Source organism: Streptococcus salivarius (genome assembly GCF_009738225.1).
Classification (GTDB): Bacteria; Bacillota; Bacilli; order Lactobacillales; family Streptococcaceae; genus Streptococcus.
Genome location: NZ_CP018187.1, coordinates 1,841,023 through 1,866,745, shown reverse-complemented (window position 1 = coordinate 1,866,745; position 25,723 = coordinate 1,841,023). Strand labels below are relative to the sequence as shown.

General features: G+C 38.3%; 29 protein-coding genes and 1 tRNA gene. 27 read left to right on the top strand and 3 right to left on the bottom strand.

Translation table 11 applies throughout. The features are described 5' to 3' along the window. Window positions 1–9: 9 nt before the first annotated feature. The 22 genes from BSR19_RS08485 (at window position 10) to BSR19_RS11495 (ending at window position 20,033) form a co-directional block, all read left to right on the top strand. Window positions 10–249 carry a SemiSWEET transporter gene (locus tag BSR19_RS08485; RefSeq protein WP_004183305.1) on the top strand — a complete coding sequence of 80 codons (240 nt, stop codon included), beginning with the start codon at window positions 10–12 and terminating at the stop codon, window positions 247–249. A gap of 131 nt (window positions 250–380) precedes the next feature. Next, window positions 381–695, top strand: a complete 315-nt coding sequence (locus BSR19_RS08480; RefSeq protein WP_003096262.1) for a PTS cellobiose transporter subunit IIB — start codon at window positions 381–383, stop codon at window positions 693–695. Window positions 696–852: 157 nt separating this feature from the next. After that, entirely contained in the window at window positions 853–2,835 is a 1,983-nt protein-coding gene (locus BSR19_RS08475; protein ID WP_155123762.1) for a BglG family transcription antiterminator, read from the top strand. Window positions 2,836–2,844: 9 nt separating this feature from the next. Continuing rightward, on the top strand, window positions 2,845–3,159 hold the full coding sequence (locus BSR19_RS08470) for a PTS cellobiose transporter subunit IIA (protein WP_003096270.1): 315 nt from the start codon (window positions 2,845–2,847) through the stop codon (window positions 3,157–3,159). Window positions 3,160–3,188: 29 nt separating this feature from the next. Next, window positions 3,189–3,695, top strand: coding sequence for a hypothetical protein (locus BSR19_RS08465; RefSeq protein ID WP_004183299.1), 507 nt, complete (start codon window positions 3,189–3,191; stop codon window positions 3,693–3,695). A gap of 60 nt (window positions 3,696–3,755) precedes the next feature. Next, a complete protein-coding gene (gene celB, locus BSR19_RS08460) occupies window positions 3,756–5,102 on the top strand; it encodes a PTS cellobiose transporter subunit IIC (protein ID WP_037599149.1) in 1,347 nt (448 codons plus the stop codon). 89 nt (window positions 5,103–5,191) lie between these two features. Further along, the gene (locus BSR19_RS08455) at window positions 5,192–5,575 is read left to right on the top strand and encodes a hypothetical protein (protein WP_156246987.1); all 384 of its coding nucleotides are present in this window, start codon (window positions 5,192–5,194) and stop codon (window positions 5,573–5,575) included. Between the two features lie 76 nt (window positions 5,576–5,651). Next, the gene (locus BSR19_RS08450; RefSeq protein ID WP_060972574.1) at window positions 5,652–6,569 is read left to right on the top strand and encodes a DMT family transporter; all 918 of its coding nucleotides are present in this window, start codon (window positions 5,652–5,654) and stop codon (window positions 6,567–6,569) included. Between the two features lie 136 nt (window positions 6,570–6,705). Beyond that, entirely contained in the window at window positions 6,706–7,233 is a 528-nt protein-coding gene (locus BSR19_RS08445) for a YqeG family HAD IIIA-type phosphatase (RefSeq protein ID WP_002891674.1), read from the top strand. Continuing rightward, the gene (gene yqeH, locus BSR19_RS08440) at window positions 7,233–8,351 is read left to right on the top strand and encodes a ribosome biogenesis GTPase YqeH (RefSeq protein WP_060972575.1); all 1,119 of its coding nucleotides are present in this window, start codon (window positions 7,233–7,235) and stop codon (window positions 8,349–8,351) included. Before BSR19_RS08445 ends, yqeH begins: the two co-directional genes overlap by 1 nt. A gap of 235 nt (window positions 8,352–8,586) precedes the next feature. Continuing rightward, window positions 8,587–8,904, top strand: coding sequence for a ribosome assembly RNA-binding protein YhbY (gene yhbY, locus BSR19_RS08435; protein ID WP_156246986.1), 318 nt, complete (start codon window positions 8,587–8,589; stop codon window positions 8,902–8,904). 107 nt (window positions 8,905–9,011) lie between these two features. Then, complete coding sequence (locus BSR19_RS08430; RefSeq protein ID WP_002884372.1) at window positions 9,012–9,644, top strand: nicotinate-nucleotide adenylyltransferase; 633 nt, start codon at window positions 9,012–9,014, stop codon at window positions 9,642–9,644. Beyond that, entirely contained in the window at window positions 9,641–10,231 is a 591-nt protein-coding gene (gene yqeK / locus BSR19_RS08425; protein ID WP_060972576.1) for a bis(5'-nucleosyl)-tetraphosphatase (symmetrical) YqeK, read from the top strand. The genes BSR19_RS08430 and yqeK overlap by 4 nt, the downstream gene beginning before the upstream one ends. 23 nt (window positions 10,232–10,254) lie before the next feature. Beyond that, window positions 10,255–10,608: a ribosome silencing factor gene (gene rsfS / locus BSR19_RS08420; RefSeq protein ID WP_060972577.1), complete on the top strand. Its 354-nt coding sequence runs from the start codon at window positions 10,255–10,257 to the stop codon at window positions 10,606–10,608. A gap of 207 nt (window positions 10,609–10,815) precedes the next feature. Then, window positions 10,816–11,556, top strand: a complete 741-nt coding sequence (locus tag BSR19_RS08415; protein ID WP_013991077.1) for a class I SAM-dependent DNA methyltransferase — start codon at window positions 10,816–10,818, stop codon at window positions 11,554–11,556. A 40-nt stretch (window positions 11,557–11,596) separates the two neighbouring features. Continuing rightward, the gene (locus tag BSR19_RS08410; RefSeq protein WP_060972578.1) at window positions 11,597–13,408 is read left to right on the top strand and encodes an NACHT domain-containing protein; all 1,812 of its coding nucleotides are present in this window, start codon (window positions 11,597–11,599) and stop codon (window positions 13,406–13,408) included. Window positions 13,409–13,425: 17 nt separating this feature from the next. Further along, on the top strand, window positions 13,426–14,517 hold the full coding sequence (locus BSR19_RS08405; RefSeq protein WP_060972579.1) for a nucleotidyltransferase: 1,092 nt from the start codon (window positions 13,426–13,428) through the stop codon (window positions 14,515–14,517). Between the two features lie 733 nt (window positions 14,518–15,250). Then, window positions 15,251–17,356 (top strand): AAA family ATPase, encoded by a 2,106-nt coding sequence (locus BSR19_RS08400; protein ID WP_110981263.1) that lies wholly within the window; start codon window positions 15,251–15,253, stop codon window positions 17,354–17,356. Between the two features lie 194 nt (window positions 17,357–17,550). Further along, on the top strand, window positions 17,551–18,024 hold the full coding sequence (gene tnpA / locus BSR19_RS08395) for an IS200/IS605 family transposase (protein ID WP_002891962.1): 474 nt from the start codon (window positions 17,551–17,553) through the stop codon (window positions 18,022–18,024). 513 nt (window positions 18,025–18,537) lie between these two features. Then, on the top strand, window positions 18,538–18,663 hold the full coding sequence (locus BSR19_RS11820) for a hypothetical protein (RefSeq protein ID WP_002884447.1): 126 nt from the start codon (window positions 18,538–18,540) through the stop codon (window positions 18,661–18,663). 17 nt (window positions 18,664–18,680) lie between these two features. Next, window positions 18,681–19,289: a DUF4230 domain-containing protein gene (locus BSR19_RS08390; RefSeq protein ID WP_002884297.1), complete on the top strand. Its 609-nt coding sequence runs from the start codon at window positions 18,681–18,683 to the stop codon at window positions 19,287–19,289. 576 nt (window positions 19,290–19,865) lie between these two features. Beyond that, window positions 19,866–20,033 (top strand): hypothetical protein, encoded by a 168-nt coding sequence (locus BSR19_RS11495; protein ID WP_162837453.1) that lies wholly within the window; start codon window positions 19,866–19,868, stop codon window positions 20,031–20,033. Window positions 20,034–20,212: 179 nt separating this feature from the next. Here BSR19_RS11495 and BSR19_RS08385 read toward each other — a convergent pair whose 3' ends face one another. Both BSR19_RS08385 and BSR19_RS08380 read right to left on the bottom strand, forming a co-directional pair. Further along, on the bottom strand, window positions 20,213–20,512 hold the full coding sequence (locus tag BSR19_RS08385; protein ID WP_037602683.1) for a hypothetical protein: 300 nt from the start codon (window positions 20,510–20,512) through the stop codon (window positions 20,213–20,215). After that, window positions 20,509–20,928: an HIT family protein gene (locus BSR19_RS08380; RefSeq protein WP_048790350.1), complete on the bottom strand. Its 420-nt coding sequence runs from the start codon at window positions 20,926–20,928 to the stop codon at window positions 20,509–20,511. Before BSR19_RS08380 ends, BSR19_RS08385 begins: the two co-directional genes overlap by 4 nt. Before the next feature lie 64 nt (window positions 20,929–20,992). Here BSR19_RS08380 and BSR19_RS08375 point away from each other — a divergent pair, with 64 nt between their 5' ends. From BSR19_RS08375 to BSR19_RS08355, 5 genes are all read left to right on the top strand, one after another. Next, entirely contained in the window at window positions 20,993–21,724 is a 732-nt protein-coding gene (locus BSR19_RS08375; protein WP_048674716.1) for an ABC transporter ATP-binding protein, read from the top strand. After that, window positions 21,724–22,758, top strand: a complete 1,035-nt coding sequence (locus BSR19_RS08370) for an ABC transporter permease (RefSeq protein ID WP_414820574.1) — start codon at window positions 21,724–21,726, stop codon at window positions 22,756–22,758. Before BSR19_RS08375 ends, BSR19_RS08370 begins: the two co-directional genes overlap by 1 nt. A 57-nt stretch (window positions 22,759–22,815) precedes the next feature. Beyond that, window positions 22,816–23,607 (top strand): cell cycle regulator CcrZ, encoded by a 792-nt coding sequence (gene ccrZ / locus BSR19_RS08365; RefSeq protein ID WP_002884270.1) that lies wholly within the window; start codon window positions 22,816–22,818, stop codon window positions 23,605–23,607. A 9-nt stretch (window positions 23,608–23,616) separates the two neighbouring features. Continuing rightward, entirely contained in the window at window positions 23,617–24,258 is a 642-nt protein-coding gene (trmB, locus tag BSR19_RS08360) for a tRNA (guanosine(46)-N7)-methyltransferase TrmB (protein WP_002891657.1), read from the top strand. Between the two features lie 58 nt (window positions 24,259–24,316). Beyond that, window positions 24,317–24,403, top strand: a tRNA-Ser gene (locus tag BSR19_RS08355). A 110-nt stretch (window positions 24,404–24,513) separates the two neighbouring features. On the opposite strand, the gene BSR19_RS08350 is transcribed toward BSR19_RS08355, so the two are convergent. Next, a complete protein-coding gene (locus tag BSR19_RS08350) occupies window positions 24,514–25,695 on the bottom strand; it encodes a BaiN/RdsA family NAD(P)/FAD-dependent oxidoreductase (protein WP_156246984.1) in 1,182 nt (393 codons plus the stop codon). Window positions 25,696–25,723: the final 28 nt, after the last annotated feature.

Genomic DNA, 25,723 nt, shown 5'->3' with positions numbered 1-25,723 from the left:
AGAATAAATATAATTGGTAGCATTGCAGCAATTTTAACAACATTTGCCTTTTTACCACAAGTTGTGCGTGTGGTAAAAACAAAAGATACTGAATCAATTGCCTTAGGGATGTATGTTATGCAGGTTATTGGTATTGCTTTGTGGCTTGCCCATGGCCTTCATATTGGTGACTTACCTTTGATTTTGGCTAATAGTGTTTCGTTCTTGCTATCTGGTATTATTTTGATTTATAAATTGAAGTACAAATAATTATTTTCCGTATCGTTGAGGAAAAATCAGCAATGGTAATTGTAAGCGCTTTACTTTATAATTAAAGTGTAAATAAGAAATAACCCAATCAGGTATCAATTTGATGGGATTAGATTAAAGGAGAAAATCTTATGGCAAAAGCGTTGATTATTTGTGCGGCAGGAATGTCTTCATCACTCATGGCGAAGAAAACAACGGAGTTTCTAAAGGGAAAAGGTCAGGATATAGAGGTTGACGCTATTAGTGCTACTGAAGGCGGAAAAGCTATTGCAGCATCAGAGTTTGATTTGTACCTTGTAAGTCCTCAAACAAAAATGTATTTTAAACAGTTTGAAGAAGCAGGTGCTAAAGTCGGAAAACCAGTTGTTCAAATTCCACCGCAAGCTTATATTCCAATTCCAATGGGAATTGAAAAAATGGCTAATTTAATTGTAGAAAACATCTAATCTTTGATAAAGAAATAATGTTAATAACAAGGTTTGATTAATATTATCTATTAACTAAATTATAAATGATTCATAATATGACTTATGCTCAATAAAAAGAATTTAAGGTGTGAAAATATCCTATAATGGAAGGTGAGAATATCATTTTTAGGAGGATATGAGAGTGTCAAATACTAGAGAAAAAGGCATCCTTCAATTCTTGTTAAAGCACAGGGAACGTTATGTTACAAGTAAGGAACTTGCTGAATACTTGTCCTGTTCGGATAGAACTGTACGTAATCACTTGAAATCAATTGATCAAACCTTAAATCTCCAAGGTGTTAGGTTAGTGTCAAAACAAGGACAAGGCTATCGACTAATTTTTGAAAGTCAAGAAGTTTGCCAAACCTTTCGTCTAATCTATGAATTAGGCAACGATTATAGTACAAAAACGTCTATGTCTCAAGGTGATGATCGTCTAGCCTTCATTTTAAATAAGCTCTTGTTTGAACAGGTTCCGGTTCTTTTTGATGATTTAGTTGAGGAGCTATATGTTAGTCGATCAACTTTATCTAATGATTTTAAAAAGATTCGCCAGATGCTAGCTGACTATAGCTTAACTATAGAGAGTAGAGCGAATAAAGGTGTCTATGTTTCTGGTGAAGAACGTGACAAACGTCGCTTTATTATGAGTTATTTCTTGGAAAATCAGTTTTTTAAAGCATTGCATACTTATGTGAAGTCAAATTTTTTTGACCAAAATCTTCCATTAGAGGAGTTGGCAAAGATTGTTTTAGAAGAATGTCAGGAAGCTAATCTGAAGTTATCGGATTTTGTCTTACAAAATTTAGTTGTTCATATAGCATTAGCAATAGGTCGTATCAAGTCTGGTTTTGAAATTAGTAACTTAGACTGTCAGATGGTAGACAATGACATTGAACGCCAGGTTGCTAAGAGGATTCTTTCAAGAGTCAGTAGTGTAACCAATCAGGAATTTCCAGTTCAAGAGATTGATTATATTACCCTACATCTGTTAGCTAAAAGTCAGTTACCCCAAAACAATCAAACAGAGTTTTCTAAAGAGGCACTGAGAGACTCGGTGGTCCAAAGCTTTAAAACCTTAGGGTTAGATGATATATATCACTTTTCTTCGGATTTTCAGCTTATTGAGAGCCTTATAACTCATTTGATGACCTTACAGGTACGTTTAGCCAGTCATATTAATCTTAGTAATCCATTGGTAGATGAGGTTAAACAGAATTATAGTGATGTATTCTTCATGACCAAGGAAATTCTTGCAAATATGGAAGCTTTTTCACAGGCTACTATATCTGACGATGAAATAGTTTATGTCTGTCTTCATTTCTTGGCTGCTATCGAACGTCGAAAAGAAAACCATAAATTTTCAGTATTGGCGATTTGTGCGACAGGATTTGGAGCTGCTCAAATGCTTAAAAATCGTCTTGAATCTGAGCTTGGGAATCGTATAGAGGTGGTTGATGTCATAGGTTACTATGAGTTGAACCAAGAAAAAATAGACGGTATTGATTTTATTGTATCGGCTGTTGATTTATCAAACCTTTACTTTCAGATACCAGTTTTTACAGTGAGTGTTTTTCTTAAAACCGAAGAAATATCTCAGATCCGTCAGGCTATGGACCAGATGCAAGTTTCGAGAATTGGAAATCGTTCAGAAGTAGCTCGGATTAAAGACGATAATTTTAAACAATACTTTAGTCAAGATAACTTCTTTGTATGGACGAAATGCGATAAAACACGACTATTGGAAGAAATGGCTGAAGGTCTATCTGTCGGTGAATCAGATGATTTCAAACAATCTTTACTTTACGAAATTAAACAGCGTGAGGACTTAAGTTCTGTCGTCTTTTCCCAAAGAGTTGCAGTTCCACATCCCATTAGACCATTGGGGAAAGAAGTTAAAGTCTCAGTTGCTATCTGTCAAGAACCTATATCTTGGGATAATCAAAGTTCACATATTCAACTTGTTTTTCTTTTATCACCATCATTATATGGTAATGATGGGTTGAAGGATGTGACGAAGAAAATAGTTTCCTTAACAGAAAATGATGACTTACAAAAGCAATTAATCAATTGCAAGGATTTTGAAGATTTTATTACAATTTTTGAAAAAATAACATAGGAGGTTCATATGAATCAAGAAGAACTACAGGTTGCAGCCTTTGAAATTATTCTTCATTCAGGCACTGCTAGAACAGAAATTCATGAAGCGTTTGCTGATATGCGAGAAGGACGTTTTGACGAAGCGGAAGCTAAGTTAGACCATTCAAATGAAGAAATTTTAGAAGCACACCATGCACAAACAAAACTTTTGCAAGACTATGCAAGTGGTGTGGAAATCAAGATTGAAATTATTATGGTGCATGCTCAAGACCATTTAATGACTACAATGACTCTATTGGAAGTGGCAAAAGAAATGCTGGTTCTTCATAGAAAGGTTGGCTAAGCATATATAGTTAAACAAGGAGGAAGACAATGACAAAAAAAGAACAACTAGAAATCGAGCGTCAACGTCGGGAGACAGCATTAAAAAATACTTTCTTTAATCGCTATCTTCTTCTACGTTATACAATAGCACTCTTCTTTTTTGGCAATATTTATTGGCTTTTGAATCAATTTATTCGTCCTTCTTTTGTTATTGTTCTCCCTATTACATTAATTGTATTAGCGATTTTGGCTACTGTTGAGCAGTTTCGATTGTATGGCAAGCGTGATGAACGTTTGAAGGTGACTCAGATGTTTATTCGCTCACAGGCAGTTATTCAGATGGGACTACTTGTTCTAACTTGGACGAGTTTGTTCACAACTCTTTTCCCAATTTTTGAAAATAATCAAGCTGCACGTTTCTTCGTTTTCGTTATTCTTTTACTAGGTTTTGGCCTATGCTTGTTAAATCTTAAAAGAATTCAAGAAATATATGAACGTAAAGATAAGGCTTATCAACGCTTTATCCAGTTAGAAAAGAGTTCTGTGACCTTATAGCACCTTGAAAAAGGATAACTATTGAAATAAATTTATAATTATTATTAAGGAGGTCCGATTATGGATCAACAAAACGGATTATTTGGTTTCCTTGAAAATCATGTCATGGGACCAATGGGGAAACTTGCTCAGTTTAAAGTTGTACGTGCAATCACGGCAGCAGGTATGGCAGCTGTACCATTTACTATTGTTGGCTCAATGTTCTTGGTATTTAGTATTTTGCCACAAGCCTTCTCATTCTGGCCAATTGTAGCTGATATTTTCTCAGCTTCATTTGATAAGTTTACTTCTCTATACATGGTTGCTAACTATGCTACTATGGGTTCTCTCTCACTTTACTTTGTTCTCTCACTTGCTTATGAGTTAACCAAAATCTATGCAGAAGAAGAAGAACTAAATATGAATCCTCTTAACGGTGCTCTTCTTGCGCTCATGGCTTTCATTATGACAGTTCCACAAATCATTTTTGACGGTGGAATGATGAAGGCTGTAGGTAGCCTAAAAGAAGGTGCAGTCGTTGTTGACGGTTGGGCAATGGGTAATGGAGTTACTCGCTTTGGTACTACTGGTATTTTCACAGCTATTATCATGGCTATTGTGACAGTCCTTATTTATCGTACATGTGTAAAACGTAATTGGGTTATTAAAATGCCTGAAGCTGTTCCAGAAGGAGTTTCACGTGGATTTACAGCCTTGATTCCAGGATTCGTCGTTGCATTTGTAGTTATCTTTATTAATGGTGCACTCGTAGCGCTGGGAACTGACATCTTTAAAGTTATTGCTATTCCATTTGGGTTTGTTGCTAACCTAACTAACTCATGGATTGGATTAATGATTATTTATCTTTTAACTCAACTTCTCTGGATTGTGGGGATTCATGGCGCGAACATTATCTTTGCTTTCGTTAACCCGATCGCACTTGCTAACATGGCAGAAAATGCTGCTGGTGGACACTATGCTGTAGCTGGTGAATTTTCTAACATGTTTGTTATCGCTGGTGGATCAGGTGCAACTCTTGGCCTTTGTCTATACATTGCTTTTGCTGCTAAGTCAGAGCAACTAAAAGCGATTGGACGTGCCTCAGTTGTTCCAGCATTGTTCAACATTAATGAACCTTTGATTTTTGGTTTGCCAATTATCTATAATCCAGCATTAGCAATTCCATTTATCTTGGCGCCAATGGTTACAGCTACTATTTACTACTTTGTTAATGCATTACATTTGATTAATCCTGTTATTGCACAAGTTCCATGGCCAACGCCAGTTGGAATCGGAGCCTTCTTAGGAACTGCAGACCTCCGTGCGGTTGTGGTTGCTCTTGTCTGTGCAGTTGCTGCCTTCCTTGTTTACTTCCCATTCATCCGTGTTTACGATAAGAAATTGTTAAAAGAAGAACAAGAAGCTTAATTTATGATTAAAGATCTTAACGTTTGTTAAGGTCTTTTTTGTTATACTAGTGATATTCAATAAAGAATATTTTAAACAGGAGCAACCCTATGAACAAATTCTTAAGAGTCCTATTTATCCTTGTCATCCTAGCCATGACTGGTGCTATTATTTTTCAGCTATTCTTCCCAACCTATATGGGAAGTCATTCGGGTTACGGTATTTTAGTTGGATGGCAGAGGGAGATTGGTATTTGGAATGTGGCGGTTCTGGTCATCCTCCTTGCCGTTAACCTAAAGTACGATTGGTTTTATCTGAGAGCAGTTCTGATTGCTTTGATTCTAGGAGGCCTAGGTATTGGAACCAATCATTTCCTTAGCTATCTTCAATACCATCACTCTGTTAATGCTGTTGGAGCTTTTGAGAATTATCTTTTAGTCCTTGGCTGGATTGTCGGTTGGTGGCTGGAAAATTCTTCAAGAAAAACAGTTTAATTTTTCTGAAGTTATCGCCTGGCTCACAACTCCCTGTGTTATAATAAATAGGCATTATCATAATCGAGGAAAACACATGTCTAAACAATTAAAAGGTAGTCTGATGGTCATAACTGCTGGGATTGCCTGGGGAGTCTCAGGGGTTTCTGGTCAATACTTGATGGCTCATGGGGTTAATGTCAATCTTTTGACGAGTTTACGTTTGCTTCTGTCTGGTATTTTACTAACGGCTTCGGTCTTTTTTAGGCAGCGAGACAAATTAGTACAAGCTATTAAAGATAGAAAAACCTTAGTAAGTATCGCCTTATTTGCGCTCTTTGGTCTGGTACTAAATCAGTACGCCTATCTTAGTGCTATTCAATACACTAATGCTGGGACAGCGACGGTCTTGCAGTATGTCACCCCAGTTATCATCCTGGCTTTTGTATGTGCAAAATATCGTAGGTTCCCAACAGCAGCAGAGCTAGTGGCGATTATCATGGCTATTGTGGGAACCTTTACCATCGCAACGCATGGTCAGATAAGGGAGCTGGCGATTACACCTCTGGGCTTGTTCTGGGGTCTCTTTTCGGCGGTGACCTATGCACTTTATATCTTACTGCCTGCTAAGGCTATTGAAAAATGGGGAAGTTTGATTGTCATTGGTTTAGGTCTGTTGATTGGTGGTTTAATCTTTCCGATTGTTATCCAAGCCTGGAAGTACGAGCTACCCTTGACTAGTGGAAATCTTCTAGCACTCTTTGGGTTGGTCTTCATTGGGACAGTCTTTGCTTACACCGTTTTCCTTAAGGGGACAACCATGGTTGGAGCTGTCAAAGGGAGTCTCTTGGCTTCGGTAGAACCTATAGCGTCGGTCATTTTGACCGTATTAATTATGGGGGACCGCTTCTTTGCCATTGATGTGGTTGGAATGTTTTTAATTGTTCTTGCTGTTATCATCATATCGCTTAAGAATTTAGTTGCCCTTAAAAAACAAGAAAAAATTCAAAGATAAGATTGGAGCCTGAGTGATCGTGGCTCTTTTCTTTATTGTTCTGTAAAGGATGTTCTTAAAAAATAGGACTTAAGTCTCACACATAAACCTTAAAAATATGGTAGAATAAGAGGTAAACTAACATTTTGGAGAGAAAATGACTATAGACGATTATAGGCCCCATTTTATGGTGGAGGCTGTTTATGATTTGAAACCTGACCAGCTACGTGAACACGGTATTCGTGCCGTCTTGGTCGATTTGGACAATACCTTGATTGCTTGGAACAACCCTGATGGGACTCCTGAGCTACGTGCTTGGTTGGATGAGATGACAGAGGCTGATATTCCGGTAGTTGTGGTCTCTAACAATAAATATGAACGTGTTGAACGTGCGGTTGCCAATTTCCATGTGGATTTCGTGAGTCGTGCCATGAAGCCTTTCACTAAAGGCATTAATGAAGCGATTGAGCGTTACCACTTTAACCGAGACGAGGTCGTTATGGTGGGAGACCAGCTAATGACTGACATCAGAGCTAGCCACAGAGCTGGAATTCGATCGATTTTGGTTAAGCCTTTGGTGAAATCAGATGCTTGGGTAACCAAGTTTAACCGTTGGCGTGAACGTCGCATGTGGAAAAAGATTGAAAAAGCATATGGTCCAATGACCTTCAACAAAGGAATTTAATGGAAGAATTATTTTGTATTGGGTGTGGAGCCCAAATTCAAACAGAAGATAAAGAAAAAGCAGGTTTCACACCTGCTAGCTCTATTAAAAAGGCCGAAGAAACAGGTGAGTTATACTGCCAACGCTGTTTCCGTCTTCGTCATTACAATGAGATTGTGGACGTCCACATCACAGATGATGAATTTTTAAAATTGCTTCATGAAGTTGGTGATAGTGATGCCCTCGTTGTCAATGTCGTTGATATTTTTGATTTTAATGGATCAATCATACCAGGCTTATCACGCTTTGTTTCGGGTAATGATGTGCTCTTGGTTGGAAATAAAAAGGATATCCTGCCTAAATCTGTTAAAGATGGTAAGGTAACCCAATGGTTGACAGAACGTGCCCACGAAGAAGGGATGCGTCCGGTGGATGTCATGTTGACGTCTGCCCAAAATCACCACGCCATTAAAGAGCTAATCCAACGTATTGAAAACCTCCGTAAGGGTCGTGATGTCTATGTTGTTGGTGTGACGAATGTTGGTAAATCAACCTTAATCAATGCCATTATCAAAGAAATTACTGGTGATAAAGATGTTATCACAACCTCTCGTTTTCCAGGAACGACCCTTGATAAGATTGAAATCCCTTTGGATGACGGTAGCTATATTTTTGATACACCAGGAATTATTCACCGACACCAGATGGCACACTATCTGTCAGCGAAGGATCTCAAGTATGTTAGTCCTAAGAAGGAAATTAAGCCAAAAACTTACCAGTTAAATGCAGGACAAAGCCTATTCCTAGGCGGTCTTGGACGTTTTGACTTTATTGATGGGAATAAGCAAGGTTTTACAGCCTTCTTTGATAATAACTTGAAGCTACATCGTACCAAACTTGAAGGCGCAGATGCCTTCTATGATAAGCATGTTGGAAGTCTCCTCATGCCTCCTGGGCCAAAGGATCTTGCCGATTTTCCGAAACTTGTCCGTCACGAGTTCACTGTCAAAGATAAGACAGACATTGTCTTCTCAGGATTAGGATGGATCCGTGTCCAAGGAAAAGCTGCCCAACCAACCATCGTTGCTGCTTGGGCACCAGAAGGTGTTGGCGTTGTCGTACGAAAAGCGATTATTTAAACTTAATTAAGTAGTTAAAAGTATAAAAAGAGTCTTTTCAATGAACATGAGGTTTGCCTAGATTTACGTCATGAGCAAACGATGTATTTTTCGCAGTGATAGTCCAAGTAACATAAAATGTGACTTGGATTCGGAATTTTTGAGACCCTAGGTTCAAAAATTAGCTATGAAACCGAAGGTTTGCTAGCGTCCGTATCACCTAAGAAAAACAGCAAAAAAATTAAAAGGAATAAACATGTCATTAACATCAAAACAACGTGCCTTCCTCAAATCGGAAGCACACACCCTTAAACCTATTGTACAAATCGGGAAAAATGGTCTTAACGACCACATCAAAACTAGCGTTCGTAACGCTCTTGATGCCCGTGAATTGATTAAAGTAACCCTACTCCAAAATACTATGGAAGATATTCATGAGGTTGCTGAAATCTTGGAAGTAGAAATTGGCTGTGATACAGTCCTTAAGATTGGACGTATCTTGATTCTCTATAAAGAATCAGCTAAAAAAGAAAATCGTAAGTTGTCACCAAAGGTCAAAGCAATCCAAAAATAGTTGCCGACTTTGCTTGGTGAAGGACAAACTAAGGTATAGGAACACTTTTGAAGCATTAAAGCTAGCCTTAAGACAGTTGTATAATGCTTGAAAAAGAGGAGGCGTACATGGCACTAGATCTCGTAACCCCATTTACAAAGGTTCAACTAGAGGAAGAAATCAAAGATACAGGCCGTAAGCAAGTGGGAATATTAGGTGGAAATTTCAATCCTGTTCATAATGCCCACTTGGTTGTTGCTGATCAGGTGCGTCAGCAGTTGGGCCTCGATGAAGTTCTTCTCATGCCTGAATATGAGCCACCTCATGTCGATAAAAAAGAGACCATTGATGAAAAACACCGCCTTAATATGCTTATGTTGGCTATTAACGGTATCGAAGGATTGGACATCGAAACCATTGAGTTGGAACGTAAGGGAATCAGCTATACCTATGACACCATGAAGCTCTTGACAGAGGCTAATCCTGATACGGATTATTACTTTATTATTGGAGCGGATATGGTCGAATACCTACCTAAGTGGCATCGAATTGATGAACTTATCGAGATGGTCCAATTTGTTGGTGTTCAGCGTCCTAAGTATAAGGCTGGAACCTCTTACCCAGTTATTTGGGTGGATGTGCCCCTTATGGATATTAGTTCAAGTGCAGTCAGAGCCTACATTAAGAAGGATCGCACACCTAACTTTATGGTGCCACAGTCTGTACTTGCCTACATCAAGAAAGCGGGGCTCTATAAATGACCTATGAAAAATACCTAGACTATTCTCGTGAAGAACTTCTTGAAAAAGTTCGAGCGGTCATGAGCCCTAAACGCTTCAATCATGTTCTGGGTGTTGAGCGAGCTGCTATTGCTCTTGCTGAAAAGTACGGATATGATACTGAGAAAGCCGGATTGGCTGGTTTGCTTCATGATTATGCCAAGGAACTTCCAGATCAGGAATTCTTGGGGCTTATTGATAAATATAAGCTTGATCCTGAATTGAAAAATTGGGGGAATAATGTCTGGCATGGCATGGTTGGGATTTACAAAATCCAAGAAGATTTGGGATTGACTGACCCCGAAATTCTACGCAGTATTGAAATCCATACCGTCGGAAGCCATGAAATGTCAACCCTAGATAAGATTGTCTATGTGGCTGATTATATTGAGCATAACCGTAATTTCCCTTTGGTAGAGGAAGCTAGACAAGTAGCAGAGCAATCCTTGGATAAGGCCGTTGCTTTTGAGGCAGTTCATACCGTGGAACACTTGGCTCATCAGGCCTTACCGATTTTCCCACAAACCTTGGAAACCTATAATGCTTTTGTGCATTACTTAAAAGATTAATAACAAATTACTGGAGAATATCATTGACTAAAGAAGAATTACTTGAATTGGTTGTCAAAGCTGCTGATGAAAAGCGAGCTGAAGACATCGTTGCCCTAGATTTGTATGGTCTTACTAGCCTAACAGATTACTTTGTTATTTTGAGTGCCATGAATAGCCGTCAGTTGGAAGCTATTGCGGACAACATTCGTGAGAAAGTTAAAGAAGCTGGTGTGGACGCTAGTCACATGGAAGGTGACAATAAGGGTGGTTGGATTCTTTTGGATCTTAACGACGTCGTTGTTCACATCTTTACAGAAGATGAGCGTGCACACTATAACCTCGAAAAACTCTGGCATGAAGCACCAATGGTGGATGTGTCAGCTTATTTGGCATAAGAAATTGAACTCAGTTGGCGACAACTGGGTTTTGTTGCTTAATTGAAAATCTAATGGAAAGAAAGGATAGGGCCTCGTGTTTAGTTAATTTGTCAACTGAACACGAGCTAAAAGCTGTGAGATAAAGATAAACTTTCTTTGTACTGGCGATACGGCAGAAATTTTCCTATTTTCTCTGTGCTTTTGACGCTCTTTGTATCTTGATTTATGGCTACTTATGAAACTTTTGCGGCGGTCTATGACGCTGTTATGGATGACAGTCTTTACGATTTGTGGACGGATTTTTCCCTCCGTCATTTGCCAAAGACTAAGGACAAAAAGAAATTGCTTGAATTGGCTTGTGGAACAGGGATTCAATCGGTACGTTTTTCTCAAGCTGGTTTTGATGTCACTGGACTTGATTTGAGTGCTGATATGTTGAAGATTGCGGAGAAGCGTGCGTCTTCTGCCAAGCAGAAAATCGATTTTATTGAAGGCAACATGCTGGATTTATCACAAGCTGGCAAGTATGATTTTGTGACCTGTTATTCAGACTCAATCTGCTATATGCAAGACGAAGTAGAGGTTGGGGACGTCTTCAAAGAGGTTTACAATGCACTTAATGAAGATGGTGTCTTTATCTTTGATGTGCATTCGACCTACCAGACAGATGAGGTTTTCCCTGGCTATTCCTATCATGAAAATGCAGAAGACTTTGCTATGCTTTGGGATACTTACGAGGATGCGGCTCCGCATTCTATCGTCCATGAATTGACCTTCTTTGTTCAAGAGGAAGATGGGAGCTTTAGCCGTCATGATGAGGTGCATGAGGAGCGTACCTATGAGGTCTTGACTTATGATATCTTGCTGGAGCAGGCTGGCTTCAAATCCTTCAAGCTTTACGCCGATTTCGAGGATAAGGAACCTACTGAAACTAGTGCACGTTGGTTCTTTGTGGCACAGAAGTAAATAAAATATTGTTAATCTTATGCTTAGGAGGTAAGGAAAAATGAGTATACCAGTACCATTTGGTGAAATTATTGAAAAAGAAGTGATTACCAATATACCCAAAATTTATCAAAAGTTAAAGCAAATTTATAAGGACTTACAGTTTAAAACAGAAGAGGAGTTAGGTGTTGTTTATCAGAATTATTTAAAATTTACTTATGATAAATATTCTAAAGTTAAAACATTGCTTTATAAAAACGAAGGTAAATTTATATATGATTTCTATGAACATGTTTATTTGAATAGCGCTGATTTAGAAAAGCTAGAAACTGATAATACTGAGCAGATTTTTAATAAGTCGTCTAATATTATTTTGACAGGAACTGGTGGGATTGGTAAATCAATGCTTGTAAAACATATTTTTATCGACCAAATACAACAAGCTACATCAATTCCAATTTTTATTGAGTTAAAATCTCTTAATGATTTTGAGTTTTTGGACAACAGGTTAATTGATTTTATTTATCATGAGATTCGAAGCCATCATTTAGATTTAGAAAAGCAATATTTTGAGGTGACTTTAAATGCTGGAAGATATACAATAATTTTTGACGGATTAGATGAAGTAAATCCGTCAAAACGTTCGTGGTTAGATAGAGAGATTAAAGAGTTTGTAACTTTATACAATGAAAATCGGTATGTTTTATCTTCAAGACCGTCTGAGGAATTTATAGGATGGAATCAATTTATTGAGTATGAAATTAGTAAAATGGATAAGGTACAGGCACTAGCTTTAATCAATAAACTGAAGTATGATGAAAAAGTAAAAAAACGTTTTCATAAAGAATTAAATGGTCATTTATATGATACTCATAAATCTTTTGCCTCTATCCCACTCCTGTTAACGATTATGTTAATGACTTATGAAGCTGGGGCTTCTATTCCAAATAATTTAACTGATTTTTACAATCAGGCCTTTTATACATTGTACCAAAGACATGATGCATCTAAATCAGGATACAAAAGAGAACTAAAAGCAAAATTAACCCCTGAGGAATTTCGAAATATATTAGCATACATTGGTTTGAAAACATTCTTTGATGGGAAAGTAGATTTCGATAGAACTACACTTGATGATATAATTACTAAATATTGTTTAAAAAATAACTTTGAATTAAAGACGAATGATATAGTTTATGATGCGACTCACAGTGCTTGCATGATGCTTCAAGAAGGTGTTAGTTTAAAGTTCTCTCATCGTTCTTTCCAAGAATACTTTGCTGCAGTAGGTATTAATCAACTAGATGATAAACTTCAAAGACAGATATTAGTTAAGTGGTCTGAAGCAGATAGAAATAATATTAGTTCCCACAGAACTTTTATGAATGCACTTTTCACGATACAGAAAGAAAGAACTTTCAAAAATTTATGTATTCCAATTATAGAAAGTATAGATGAAAAGTATAGGAGAATGGGAGATATCGCAGAGAGAATTAGTACATGTTTTAAATACTTTATCTGTGACAAAGGCAGCAGAGGAAGTAAATCTGTATTAGGATTTTCACTAACAAATGAAGTTTACTTCTACTTCACTTTGCAATTTTTAATATTTGATAACATAGGCGTAAATATTTTGTCAATAAGTGATTTTGAAAGTATAAAAAAATTAGAGGCTAGTATAGTATCTAATTGGAAGATAGGTGAAAGAAAAAATTATAACATGTTGACAGATGATGAAAAATGTTTGATAAATAAGTGGGTAAATGGCTGGTATTTTAGTAGACACAATTACTTAAAAGAATGGTCAATTAAATTCGTTGAGGAAACAACCACTCAAAAACGGAGTCTACAGAATATAATAGATTCAATTTAACAGACAAAGGGTATAAAATGACAGTTACAGGTATTATTGCTGAGTTCAATCCTTTTCATAACGGCCACAAGTATCTCTTGGATCAGGCTGAAGGCGTAAAAATTGTTGCCATGTCTGGGAATTTTGTCCAGCGAGGTGAGCCAGCTATTGTGGATAAGTGGACTAGGGCTCAGATGGCTTTGGAAAATGGAGCAGACCTCGTGGTTGAGTTGCCCTTCCTGACATCAGTCCAGTCTGCCGATTATTTTGCTGCTGGAGCCGTGGATATCTTATCTCGACTGGGAATTGATAGCCTTACCTTTGGCACGGAAGAAGTTCTAGATTATCAGAATATAGCAGATGTTTATTCTGAAAAGTCTGAGGAAATGGAAGCCTTTGTGGAGAGTTTGCCGAGTGATTTGTCTTATCCACAGAAGACGCAAAAAATGTGGGAAAAGTTTGCTGGTGTGGACTTTACTGGCAATACCCCCAACCATATCCTAGGATTAGCCTATGCCAAAGCTTGTGCTGGTAAGGACATAAACCTGAATCCTATCCAGAGACAAGGAGCCGGCTATCATTCCTCAGACAAGGAAGTATCTTACGCCTCAGCGACCAGTCTTCGTCTCCACAAGCAAGATAGTGATTTTGTGGATAAGTTCATGCCCAATAGCAAACTTTTTCAGACTTCTCCACAGGTCTCTTGGGATAATTATTTCCAATTGCTGGTTTATCAGATTTTTACAAATCCCGATTTGACTAGTGTTTTCCAGGTGAATGAAGAGATTGCCAGTCGTTTAAAGACTGCTATTCGTGAGGTTTCTTCTGTGGAGGAACTAGTGGATAAGGTGGCGACTAAACGCTATACAAAAGCACGGGTACGTCGTATTTTGACCTATATCCTAGTTGGAGCTGTGGATAATCCTTTGCCTGAATCTATTCATGTGCTTGGATTTTCTCAAAAAGGGCAGGCTCATCTCAAATCTGTGAAAAAGTCTGTGGATATAGTGGCTCGGATTGGAAGGGAGCCTTGGGATATGCTTACACAACAAGCGGATAATGTTTATCAATTAGGTAATCCCGAGCTTTCTCAACAAAACTTCGGACGCATACCAATTAGAGTAAAATAGTTTTATAGAAGGTCTACCTCTAGTAGGCTTTTTTACTTTTCGGAAAATATTCTTAAAAAGGTCAAAAAAGATCAAATAAAGCTATTGACCTTTACTGACTAATAGTGTATGATAGTCACATAAGGATTTATCTTCCTTATAAGTCTTGTAGCGTGGGTTAGTTCCTTCTAAAAAGGTAATTATAGCTTGGCTACAAAAAAATGATAACAAAGGTCAAAAAAAGTCAAAAAAACTATTGACTATTACTGACCAATGTTGTACAATATAAACATAAGGAAATGAAATCCTTATGAAGGCTGTGTAAATAGCCCATATACCAATAAAAAAGGATTGCAGCTAGTCTGCAAAAATTTTCATCTGAAAGGTCAGTAAAAGTCAAAACTAAATTCTTGACCTGATCAAATGAAAGGTATATGATAAAACTATAAGGAAAAAGGATTCCTTAATGTACAAGTTTCTTTCGTCGAAACTCTTCATAGTTTTGAAAGAGGCTTGGGAGTTAGCTATATTGAGAGATTCACAGAAAGAAGGTGGCTCTTATGCTAAATGACAATTTATTTAAGACTGTGAAAGTTCTCAGTCTCCTACCAAGAGCAAAACCTGAAATTATTAGAAGAGTAGTTAAAGCTACTAAAAATTTTTAGGATTTTGGTCAGTAAAAGTCAAAAAAACACATTAACATAAAAATAACACTTAAAAAATTTCACAAGAAAACACAAAACGAGGTAATTATATGAACAACAACTTTAACAATATGGATGATCTTTTCAATCAATTGATGGGTAACATGGGTGGTTACCGTTCAGAAAACCGTCGCTACATGATTAACGGTCGTGAAGTGACACCTGAAGAATTTGCTATCTACCGTCAAACAGGTCAATTGCCTGGTAATGAAGGTGAAGCAGTGAACCCAACTCAACATCAAGGTAAAGGACCTAAACAAGATGGTATTATTGCTAAACTTGGTCGTAACTTGACTGAAGAAGCTCGTGAAGGTAAATTGGATCCTGTTATCGGACGTAACAAAGAAATCCAAGAAGCTTGCGAAATCTTGGCTCGTCGTACTAAGAATAACCCAGTCCTTGTCGGGGACGCTGGTGTTGGTAAAACAGCTGTAGTTGAAGGTTTGGCTCAAGCTATCGTTAACGGTGATGTCCCAGCTGCTATCAAGAACAAAGAGATCATCTCAATCGATATTTCTGGACTTGAAGCTGGTACGCAATACCGTGGTAGCTTTGAAGAAAATATTCAAAACTTGGTAAATGAAGTCAAAGAAGCTGGAAATATTATCCTCTTCTTCGATGAAATCCACCAAATTCTTGGTGCCGGAAGCACTGGCGATGGCCAAGGCTCTAAAGGTCTTGCTGATATCTTGAAACCTGCTCTTTCACGTGGTGAATTGACAGTGATTGGTGCAACAACTCAGGACGAATACCGTAACACTATCTTGAAGAACGCTGCTCTTGCGCGTCGTTTCAACGAAGTTAAGGTTAATGCTCCTTCTGCTGAAGATACTTTCAAGATTCTCCAAGGTATTCGTGATCTTTATGAAAAACACCACAATGTTATCTTGCCAGATGACGTCTTGAAAGCAGCGGTTGATTTCTCTGTACAATACATTCCACAACGTAGCTTGCCAGATAAGGCTATCGACCTTGTCGATGTAACAGCTGCTCACTTGGCTGCTCAACACCCAGTGACTGATGTGAATGCTGTTGAACATGAAATTGAAGAAGAAAAAGCTAAACAAGAAGCTGCAGCTGCCAAAGAAGACTACGAAGCAGCTCTAAACGCTAAGGTTCGTATTGAAGAACTTGAAAAGAAAATTGCTAACCATACAGCAGACCTTAAAGTCACTGCAACTGTTAACGATGTGGCTGAGTCTGTAGAACGTATGACTGGTATTCCAGTGTCACAAATGGGTGCAACTGATATCGAACGTTTGAAAGATATGGGTCACCGTTTGCAAACTAAAGTTATCGGTCAAGATAAAGCCGTTGAAGCAGTGGCACGTGCCATCCGTCGTAACCGTGCAGGATTTGACGAAGGTAACCGTCCAATCGGTAGCTTCCTCTTTGTAGGACCTACTGGTGTTGGTAAAACTGAGTTGGCTAAACAATTGGCTCTTGATATGTTCGGTACTAAAGATGCCATTATCCGTTTGGACATGTCAGAATACAGCGACCGCACAGCCGTTTCTAAATTGATTGGTACAACAGCTGGTTATGTTGGTTATGATGACAATAGCAATACTTTGACAGAACGTGTTCGCCGTAACCCATACTCAATCGTTCTTCTCGACGAAATTGAAAAGGCTGACCCTCAAGTCATCACCCTTCTCCTCCAAGTTTTGGACGATGGTCGTTTGACAGATGGTCAAGGTAACACTGTAAACTTCAAGAATACTGTGATTATCGCAACTTCAAACGCAGGCTTTGGTTACGAAGCTAACTTGACAGAAGATGCTGATAAACCAGAACTTATGGATCGTTTGAAACCTTACTTCCGTCCAGAATTCCTTAACCGTTTCAATGCTGTCATCGAATTCTCACACTTGAGCAAAGAAGATCTTTCTAAGATTGTAGATCTTATGTTGGTTGAAGTTAACAAGACTCTTTCTAAGAAAGACATTGACTTGGCAGTTAGCGAAGCTGCTAAAGAATACATGACTGAAGAAGGCTACGATGAAGTCATGGGTGTTCGTCCACTCCGTCGTGTGGTTGAACAACAAATCCGTGATAAAGTCACAGACTTCCACTTGGATAACCTTGATGCTAAACACTTAGAAGCTGATATGGAAGATGGTGTCTTGGTTATCAAAGAAAAAGATGCTGAATAAGAAGCATAAAACCTCCTAATCCTATTATGAAGCAGAGATGTTAGACGTCTCTGCTTTTCTTTGTTTTACGAAAACCACTAGCTGTGCTAGTGGTTCCGAAAAGCTTTTAGCGATGTATCAAAAAAGTCCCCCTAAAGTGTTATATTAGATAAGGTTTCCCGACCACTAACTAATATACAAAAGGAGGACCCCTGATGAGACAGGATAATAATAGTTTAGCACATACTACATGGAATTGTAAGTATCATATTGTGTTCGCACCCAAATATCGACGTCAGATAATTTATGGGAAATACAAAGCAAGTATTGGTCAAATCTTACGATTATTATGCGAAAGAAAAGGTGTTGAAATTCATGAAGCAGAAGCTTGCCCAGATCATATTCACATGTTGGTGAGTATACCACCGAAACTAAGTATTTCCTCATTTATGGGATATTTAAAGGGCAAAAGTAGCTTAATGATATTTGATCGACACGCTAATTTAAAGTATAAATATGGGAATCGCAAATTTTGGTGTCGAGGGTTTTATGTTGATACGGTTGGACGAAATCAGAAGCGAATTGAAGAATATATTCGTAATCAATTACAAGAAGACGTGATAGCAGATCAGCTAAGTCTATTTGAGGAGTATGATCCGTTTACAGGTGAGAAGAATAAGAGAAAGTAATCTTAAAGAGACCCGCTAGACGGGTTAGCTAGCAAAGGTGGTGCTGAAGGGAAACCATTCGGTAGGCCTTTAGGCCTCGGCCGGTAGCAGAGGCTTTCAGCCGAAGAGCAAGCCACCCGTTCTCACGGGTGGTTTTGACTTTATAAATTTTTTAGACTTTCCTTGGGTGCTACGGACGGAAGCGACTTCCTAACGGAATTCCATTCCTAAGATTTGAGCGTAGGTCTCAAATCTTCCGAGTGAGAGAAGCAATAGGGCTTCTCTCACTTTTAGCACTGCGGAAAGTCTTGTTTTGTGTATAGCTGTGACTTTTATAGTTATTCTTAAATATAAAATGAGATAAAATTGTTTAAATTATGATAATATGATAAATAGTTAAAAATATATTCTATTTTCAAGAAAGCGTTGACAACGCATTCATATCGCTATATAATTTTTGTGTAAAATTAAATTTTAGTTAGTGATTTCTTGGGTTTAATATTACAATCTTTTGTTATTTGATAAGGAGAAATAATGTTAAAAGTAGTTTTATGGATTTTGGCTATTCTACTTCTTGTAGGAATAGCAATGTTGAACCCTCTAATTGCAGCTGGTATTGTGATTGCAGGATTGTTAATCCAGTTGTTTTTGAAGAAATGAGTTAATAGGGAAAAAGTATGAAAAAGATAATATATGGTATTTTAGCGATTTTATTAGTGATTGTCGTAGGATTCATTTTTCTTAGCGTATATAAAGGGAGTGAGTCATCTGGTAATCAAAAACCAAAGACAGAAATCATAGTAAATGTAAAATCTTTGGAAAAGGTCAGTGAGTTAGTTTTACTCAATGCATCTATTCAAAAAGTTAAGTCAATAGAAAATAATACAAAGTTATTTGGTAGTAACTTTGTAATACCTGGTTCAGAAAAGAAAGCACTCATTATTCTAAATTATACGGCAAAATTCGGTATTAAGAATGATGTAACCATTAAAGATAATGGTAATCATAATTATCAAGTTACATTACCCAAATTTGAAGTTATTGGTGTTGAATTAGATAAAGACAAACCTTATACACTCTACGATACTAGTGGAGGGATTCTTAGTTATTCGACTAAAGACATAGATACTGGTGAGGCTGTTGCAGAAGGTTTTTCAAATAAGGAACAACAAGGTTTTATAAAGGACAATAAAAAATTATTAAAGGAGTCAGCCGAGAAGTACTACTCTACAATGATTAAATCTTTGGACCACGAGGCAAAAGTGACAATTGAAACTCAAAAATAAAGGTAAGGAAAAGATATGTTAAAGTAAATTTTTAATGTTAGCGTCTATGTATTTGCAGTTTTTGGATTTATATTTACATTGTTAATAATTTTTTTGGCTATGAGAGATTCTTCGAATGAAAATTCTACTAATGGCAATAATAGGTCAAAAGTAGGACCAAGTATTATGGGTTCGAAAAAAAACAGTAGCAAAAACGGAAGAACTATATAGTGATAAAAATATTAAAATAACAAGAACTGGTGGAAATATTATTATTGATAACTTAACGGATAAAGAAATTAATATAAAATCAACTTTTGTAATTAACAATAGTATTGAAGCAACACCATTTAGTTCGTCACAATCTAGTATCGATCCGAAAGGAGAGCAGTCAGTATCTATATCAGAATTTGTTGCAGTTAATCCAGGACAGAAAGTTGAGGAATCAGACGAAAAAGCAAAAAAAGCAAACTACTATAAGCATAAAATGAAGAGCGGTGAAAATATTGGGTGGACTGCTAATATACAGAATGGTAACTATGATACAATGAATTCATTTAGTATAAATTTTAATTACTAATTGTGAGGAGATGCAGAATGGATTTATTGGATAAACTGTTAAGTAATAAGATTGTTAATACAAATGGTTACACACGTTCAGATACTGGTACCAAAGTCCATTCCTATTTAAGGACACATCCTAAAAATCAAGGCTTAACGAAATCAGCAACACGTTCTATTATTAATGCTTTAAAAAAGAAATAGTAATTATATGAAAATAGGTTTAGTAGTGTTCTCTTTAATCTGATTAGTGGTGCCTTTTATTATTGAATGGTACTTTCTGTTGTGAAAAAAAGAACATTGAGTGACTATTACACTATCCATAAACTTTTTATAAGTTTTCATCATTGATAAAAAAGGTAAGTAGCCGATGCTACTTACCTTTATTCTTTATCATCACCTTGATACTTTTGCAAGCGTTCTTGGATGATGTTGAGTCGGGGTTCGAGGTCTTTTTTGAAGACGCGTGTTTTATAGTTGAGGTCTTGTTTGATGTCAGCAAGAACAAGGTTTTGTTCCTTGATGATGTCAAGGTTGCGTTTGATATTGTCCAGATCGTGAGAGATATTTTCTCGTGATTGGTTGAGGTCTAGGATTTCCTCTTTGATGTCTTCACGTCGTTTATAGGCGTAGTAGGCACCGTAGGCAAGAGCTCCAAGAGCTAGAAAGCGTCCGATTTTCATTCTGTTACCTCTTTAGCGATGCTGTCAGCAAGGTCGGCCAGGGCAACGAAGTCTGGTTCGTGTTCGTCAAATCCCATGTGGATACCATCGTCTGCACCGTAACGAGGAACGAGATGAATATGAGCGTGGAAGACGGTTTGTCCAGCAACTTCTTCGTTGTTATTAAGGATATTCATGCCGATTGCTCCAGTTGCTTTTTGCACGGCACGAGCAATTTTTGGAACACGGCTAAAGACAGTCTCAGCGGTCTCAGCAGACATTTCTAAGATGTTACGAACGTGCTCTTTAGGAATAACCAAGGTATGTCCTTTTGTAGCTTGTGAAATATCGAGGAAGGCTAGAACCTTGTCGTCCTCGTAGACTTTTGATGAAGGGATTTCTCCAGATATAATTTTACAGAAAATACAATTATCCATAATAACGACCTTTCCATGAGTTTTTGTTATAATAGATTATATCATACCAAAGAGAGAAAAGATAATGCTTAAATTAGAAAAGGTGACGGGTGGTTACGCTAATATTCCCGTCCTAAAAGATGTGACTTTTGAGGTGGCTGATGGTGAATTAGTTGGTCTCATTGGTCTTAATGGTGCTGGGAAATCAACAACAATTAACGAGATTATTGGTCTCTTAACACCTTATGGGGGACAGATTGCCATTGATGGGTTAACTATTCAACAAGATTCAGCTAGCTATCGTCAGAAGATTGGCTATATTCCTGAAACGCCAAGTCTCTATGAAGAGTTGACGCTTCGTGAACATTTGGAAACGGTGTTGATGGCCTATGGTCTTGATGTGACTGAGGGGATGGCACGTGCGGACAAGTACCTCAAACTCTTTCGCTTAGATGAAAAGTTAGATTGGTTCCCGACTCAGTTTTCAAAGGGAATGAAGCAGAAGGTTATGATTATCTGTGCCTTTATTGTTAACCCCAGTCTTTTCATTGTTGATGAACCCTTCTTGGGTTTGGATCCCTTGGCAATCTCCGACCTAATTGAGCTTTTAGCTGAGGAAAAAGCTAAGGGCAAGGCGATTCTCATGTCTACCCACGTTTTGGATTCAGCTGAGAAGATGTGTGATCGCTTTGTGATCTTGCATCACGGTCAAGTCTTAGCACAGGGGACTCTCGAGGAGCTCCGTCAGACTTTTGGCGACGATAGTGCTAGTCTTAACGATATCTACATGCAGTTAACTAAGGGAGAATTGTCATGATAGCTAAGCTATTTAAGGAGCGTAGCAAGCGATTCAATGCCCGCTGTGCTAAGTATAGTCGCTACGTTTTTAATGATCATTTTATCTTGGTTCTTCTCTTTCTGCTAGGTTTTGTATTGGTTCAGTATAGCCAGTTGCTTCGACATTTTCCAAAGAATCCGTGGGGAATCATTCTTGGCTTGCTTGTGCTTTGTCTTTTATTACCTTTCTGGGGGAATATTGCGACTTATTTAGAGCCAGCTGATAAACATTACCTTTTGGTGAAGGAAGAAGAGGTGCTTGACCATGTTAAGAAGGCAACGGGGCGTGCTTTTAGATTTTGGGTAATCGTACAAAGCCTGATTTTCATTTTGGTTATTCCTCTCTTTTTAGCCTTGGGACTTCCAGTCTGGGGAGTTATCCTTGTAGCTGTGGCTATGGCTATTCTTAAGTACTTTATTTTCCAGAAAAAGGCTCAACCTTTTTATAAGCAGTCTGGCCTGAATTGGACTGAGGCTATTGCAGCGGAAAATAAGCGTCAACAATCGATTCTGAAGTTCTTTTCACTCTTTACCAATGTTAAGGGGATTACGTCAAGTGTAAAACGCCGTTCTTATTTGGATGCTATTCTCAAACGTACAAAGAAAGACAAGGAACATACCTGGTACAATCTTTACCTAAGAGCCTTCTTGCGTTCTGGAGATTACTTTGCCCTTAGCTTACGCCTGTTTGCCCTAACGCTTTTAGTTATCTTTTTGGTTCCTGAAAAATGGTTGGCTATGGTGCTTGTGGTTGTTTTTGACTACCTCTTGCTCTTCCAGCTCACGTCCCTTAAATCGCACTTTGCTTATCAGAGAATGGCTAACCTTATGCCAGTTGGAAAAGACATGCAGGTAATCAATCTTAAGCGCTTGATTAGCCAGATTGTACTTGTGCTGACTCTGGTCCAGGCTATTTGCCTCTTCGATCTTAAATTTAACCTGATCTTGGTTGGAATTATGCTAGTTTTGAGCCTTGTTTACCTACCAGCCAAGCTTAAGAAGATGATTGACTAACACCTATTAAATAAGTTAAAATAGAAACGAATGACTAAAGAAAAAGGAGATGCCTAGGTGACATCAACAGATAAAGATTTGAGCCTGACTCCTCTCAAAGGAAATAGTGGTAAGGCCTATATGGGAACTTACCCAAACGGAGATCGCGTCTTTGTGAAGATGAATACAACACCAATCTTGGCAGCTCTTGCCAAGGAACAGATTGCACCACAGCTCTTGTGGGCTAAGCGTCTGGGAAATGGTGACATGATGAGTGCACAGGAGTGGCTTGATGGTCGTATTTTGACCAAACATGACATGAACAGTAAACAGATTATCCAAATTCTTGGTAATTTGCACCGCTCTAAACACTTGGTTAATCAACTCTTGCAGTTGGATTATCATATTGAAAATCCTTTTGATCTTCTACACGAGTGGGAAGAAAATGCCGCTTATCAATTGCGTGAAAATGGCTTCCTTCAAGACGTTGTTAGAGATTTGAAACGCCATCTTCCTGAGTTTCGTGCGGAGATTGCAACAATTGTTCACGGAGATGCTCGTCATAGTAACTTTGTCATCACAACCTCAGGATTGATTTATTTGGTTGATTGGGATTCTGTACGTCTAACAGATCGTATGTATGATGTGGCACAGATCCTCAGCCATTACATTCCATTGGCACATTGGCCCCAGTGGTTGTCATACTATGGTTATAAGAATAATGACCTTGTGATGGACAAGATTTACTGGTATGGGCAATTTTCATACTTGACACAGATTTCAAAATTCTTTGATAGTCGTGATATGGAACATGCCAACCGAGAGATTTATGAACTTCGTAAATTCAGAGAGACCTTGCACAGATATTAGAAAGTAGACATGCGAGTTAGAAAACGTAAAGGTGCAGAGGAACACCTAGCTAACCATCCTCAGTACGTTATTCTTGAGCCGGAAGCTGCTAAAGGTAAGTGGCGTGAGCTTTTTGGTAATGATAATCCTATCCATATCGAGGTAGGATCTGGTAAAGGGGCCTTCATTACTGGTATGGCCCAACAAAACCCTGACATCAACTACATTGGTATTGATATTCAGTTGTCTGTTTTGAGTTACGCCTTGGATAAGGTCTTGGCTTCTGGTGCTGAAAATGTCAAACTCTTGCGTGTGGATGGATCTTCCTTGACCAATTATTTCGAAGACGGCGAAGTGGATATGATGTATCTGAATTTCTCAGATCCATGGCCTAAGAGCCGTCATGAGAAACGTCGTCTAACTTACAAGACTTTCCTAGATACTTATAAGCAAATTCTGCCTAAAAACGGAGAGATTCACTTTAAGACAGACAATCGTGGACTTTTCGAATACAGTTTGGCGAGCTTTTCACAGTATGGAATGGTTCTCAACAAAGTTTGGCTGGACCTTCATGCAAGTGATTATGAGGGCAACGTCATGACTGAGTACGAGCGTAAGTTCTCAGAAAAAGGTCAGGTCATCTACCGAGTAGAGGCTCAGTTTAAAGATTAATTATTGAAAACTTGATTAAAAATAACGATTAGGCTATTGATGGTTAATCGTTTGATGTGGAGAGGTCGCATAGAGGCCGAGTGCGCACGCTTGGAAAGCGTGTAGTCCTTAACGGGGCTCGGGGGTTCGAATCCCCTCCTCTCCTTTGAGAAATAGACAAAGTGTCCCTTCCGTTTTAGAAGGGACACTTTTTAGGTATAGTAATTAAAAAGAAGATGGTTTTAACAGCTTTTTTATGATAGGAGGACTCAATCCTTAGTCCCAAGGGCTCTGAATCCCTGCTACCCAACCGGTACAGAGGGCGCTAGTAATGTTAAAGCCACCAGTATGGGCATTGATGTCAAGGACCTCTCCTGCAAAGTGTAGGTGAGGGACTTTTTTACTTTCTAGGGTCTTGGGATTAATTTCCTTAAGGTCAACGCCACCTTTAGTCACAAAGGATTTGGCAAGTGACATTTTACCTGTGATTGGGATTTCCATATCCTTAAGCTGACTGATAATGTTTTCCAAGTCTTTGGGGTGCAGTTGTTTAACCTTGTTATCAGCCTTGTCTTCTGCTAGGAATTCAGCGACTCGCTCAGGCACAAGAGCTTTGAGGGTGTTTTTGACAGATTTCTCACGGTTTTCCTCAAAGTAAGTCTTGAGATTCTCTTGGCTTTGGTTGGGAAGAAAGTCAAGATGAGCAATCTCACCACCCTTGACAAAGCTGGAAAGACGTAGGGCAGCTGGTCCAGATAGGCCAAAATGGGTGAAAAGAAGGTCGTGGGTAATCTTGTGTTTGCCATAGGACAGAGTGACATCGTCAAGAGAAATTCCCTGTAAAGCCTTGTGGGGAAAGTCCGTTAGGAGTGGACTTTCCGCAGCTTCAAGATTAGTGACATGGAGCTTAAAATGGCGGGCAATATCATGTCCAAAACCAGTTGAACCAGTCGATGGGTAAGATTTTCCTCCAGTTGTAATGATGAGTTTATCACTGGTAAAAGTCTGGTCTGAAGACTTAACTTGGAATGGCTCATCAACCTTTTTGACGGAGACAACTTCTGTATTGGTAAGGATACTAGCACCTAGTTCTTGAATTTTATTTTCCAGAGCTTGGATGATGGTCCGTGATTTATCTGTCTTAGGGAAAACACGTCCGTGATCCTCAACCTTGAGTTTGACACCATTGTCCTCGAAAAAAGCAATGATATCGTGGTTATCAAATTGTGAAAAGACGCTATAGAGGAAACGTCCATTACCAGGAATGCCTGCTAGAAGATCGTCTAAAGTCCCGTTGTTAGTAACATTACAACGTCCACCACCAGTACCAGCCAGCTTCTTTCCGAGACGTTTATTTTTTTCAATTAGGAGAGTTTGTTGGCCATAGAAGGCTGAGGCAATGGTCGCCATCATGCCAGCAGGCCCCCCACCAATAACGATAGTATCAAAATGTTTCATGCCTTTATTTTAGCATAATTTAAAAAGG

What these genes read in the sequence shown, in the direction of transcription:
- BSR19_RS08480 (WP_003096262.1), top strand. Translation starts at nt 381, where the DNA reads ATGGCAAAAGCGTTGATTATTTGTGCGGCAGGAATGTCTTCATCACTC.
- BSR19_RS08475 (WP_155123762.1), top strand. Translation starts at nt 853, where the DNA reads ATGAGAGTGTCAAATACTAGAGAAAAAGGCATCCTTCAATTCTTGTTA.
- BSR19_RS08470 (WP_003096270.1), top strand. Translation starts at nt 2,845, where the DNA reads ATGAATCAAGAAGAACTACAGGTTGCAGCCTTTGAAATTATTCTTCAT.
- BSR19_RS08465 (WP_004183299.1), top strand. Translation starts at nt 3,189, where the DNA reads ATGACAAAAAAAGAACAACTAGAAATCGAGCGTCAACGTCGGGAGACA.
- celB (WP_037599149.1), top strand. Translation starts at nt 3,756, where the DNA reads ATGGATCAACAAAACGGATTATTTGGTTTCCTTGAAAATCATGTCATG.
- BSR19_RS08455 (WP_156246987.1), top strand. Translation starts at nt 5,192, where the DNA reads ATGAACAAATTCTTAAGAGTCCTATTTATCCTTGTCATCCTAGCCATG.
- BSR19_RS08450 (WP_060972574.1), top strand. Translation starts at nt 5,652, where the DNA reads ATGTCTAAACAATTAAAAGGTAGTCTGATGGTCATAACTGCTGGGATT.
- BSR19_RS08445 (WP_002891674.1), top strand. Translation starts at nt 6,706, where the DNA reads ATGACTATAGACGATTATAGGCCCCATTTTATGGTGGAGGCTGTTTAT.
- yqeH (WP_060972575.1), top strand. Translation starts at nt 7,233, where the DNA reads ATGGAAGAATTATTTTGTATTGGGTGTGGAGCCCAAATTCAAACAGAA.
- yhbY (WP_156246986.1), top strand. Translation starts at nt 8,587, where the DNA reads ATGTCATTAACATCAAAACAACGTGCCTTCCTCAAATCGGAAGCACAC.
- BSR19_RS08430 (WP_002884372.1), top strand. Translation starts at nt 9,012, where the DNA reads ATGGCACTAGATCTCGTAACCCCATTTACAAAGGTTCAACTAGAGGAA.
- yqeK (WP_060972576.1), top strand. Translation starts at nt 9,641, where the DNA reads ATGACCTATGAAAAATACCTAGACTATTCTCGTGAAGAACTTCTTGAA.
- BSR19_RS08415 (WP_013991077.1), top strand. Translation starts at nt 10,816, where the DNA reads ATGGCTACTTATGAAACTTTTGCGGCGGTCTATGACGCTGTTATGGAT.
- BSR19_RS08410 (WP_060972578.1), top strand. Translation starts at nt 11,597, where the DNA reads ATGAGTATACCAGTACCATTTGGTGAAATTATTGAAAAAGAAGTGATT.
- BSR19_RS08405 (WP_060972579.1), top strand. Translation starts at nt 13,426, where the DNA reads ATGACAGTTACAGGTATTATTGCTGAGTTCAATCCTTTTCATAACGGC.
- BSR19_RS08400 (WP_110981263.1), top strand. Translation starts at nt 15,251, where the DNA reads ATGAACAACAACTTTAACAATATGGATGATCTTTTCAATCAATTGATG.
- tnpA (WP_002891962.1), top strand. Translation starts at nt 17,551, where the DNA reads ATGAGACAGGATAATAATAGTTTAGCACATACTACATGGAATTGTAAG.
- BSR19_RS11820 (WP_002884447.1), top strand. Translation starts at nt 18,538, where the DNA reads ATGTTAAAAGTAGTTTTATGGATTTTGGCTATTCTACTTCTTGTAGGA.
- BSR19_RS08390 (WP_002884297.1), top strand. Translation starts at nt 18,681, where the DNA reads ATGAAAAAGATAATATATGGTATTTTAGCGATTTTATTAGTGATTGTC.
- BSR19_RS11495 (WP_162837453.1), top strand. Translation starts at nt 19,866, where the DNA reads ATGGATTTATTGGATAAACTGTTAAGTAATAAGATTGTTAATACAAAT.
- BSR19_RS08385 (WP_037602683.1), bottom strand. Translation starts at nt 20,512, where the DNA reads ATGAAAATCGGACGCTTTCTAGCTCTTGGAGCTCTTGCCTACGGTGCC.
- BSR19_RS08380 (WP_048790350.1), bottom strand. Translation starts at nt 20,928, where the DNA reads ATGGATAATTGTATTTTCTGTAAAATTATATCTGGAGAAATCCCTTCA.
- BSR19_RS08375 (WP_048674716.1), top strand. Translation starts at nt 20,993, where the DNA reads ATGCTTAAATTAGAAAAGGTGACGGGTGGTTACGCTAATATTCCCGTC.
- trmB (WP_002891657.1), top strand. Translation starts at nt 23,617, where the DNA reads ATGCGAGTTAGAAAACGTAAAGGTGCAGAGGAACACCTAGCTAACCAT.
- BSR19_RS08350 (WP_156246984.1), bottom strand. Translation starts at nt 25,695, where the DNA reads ATGAAACATTTTGATACTATCGTTATTGGTGGGGGGCCTGCTGGCATG.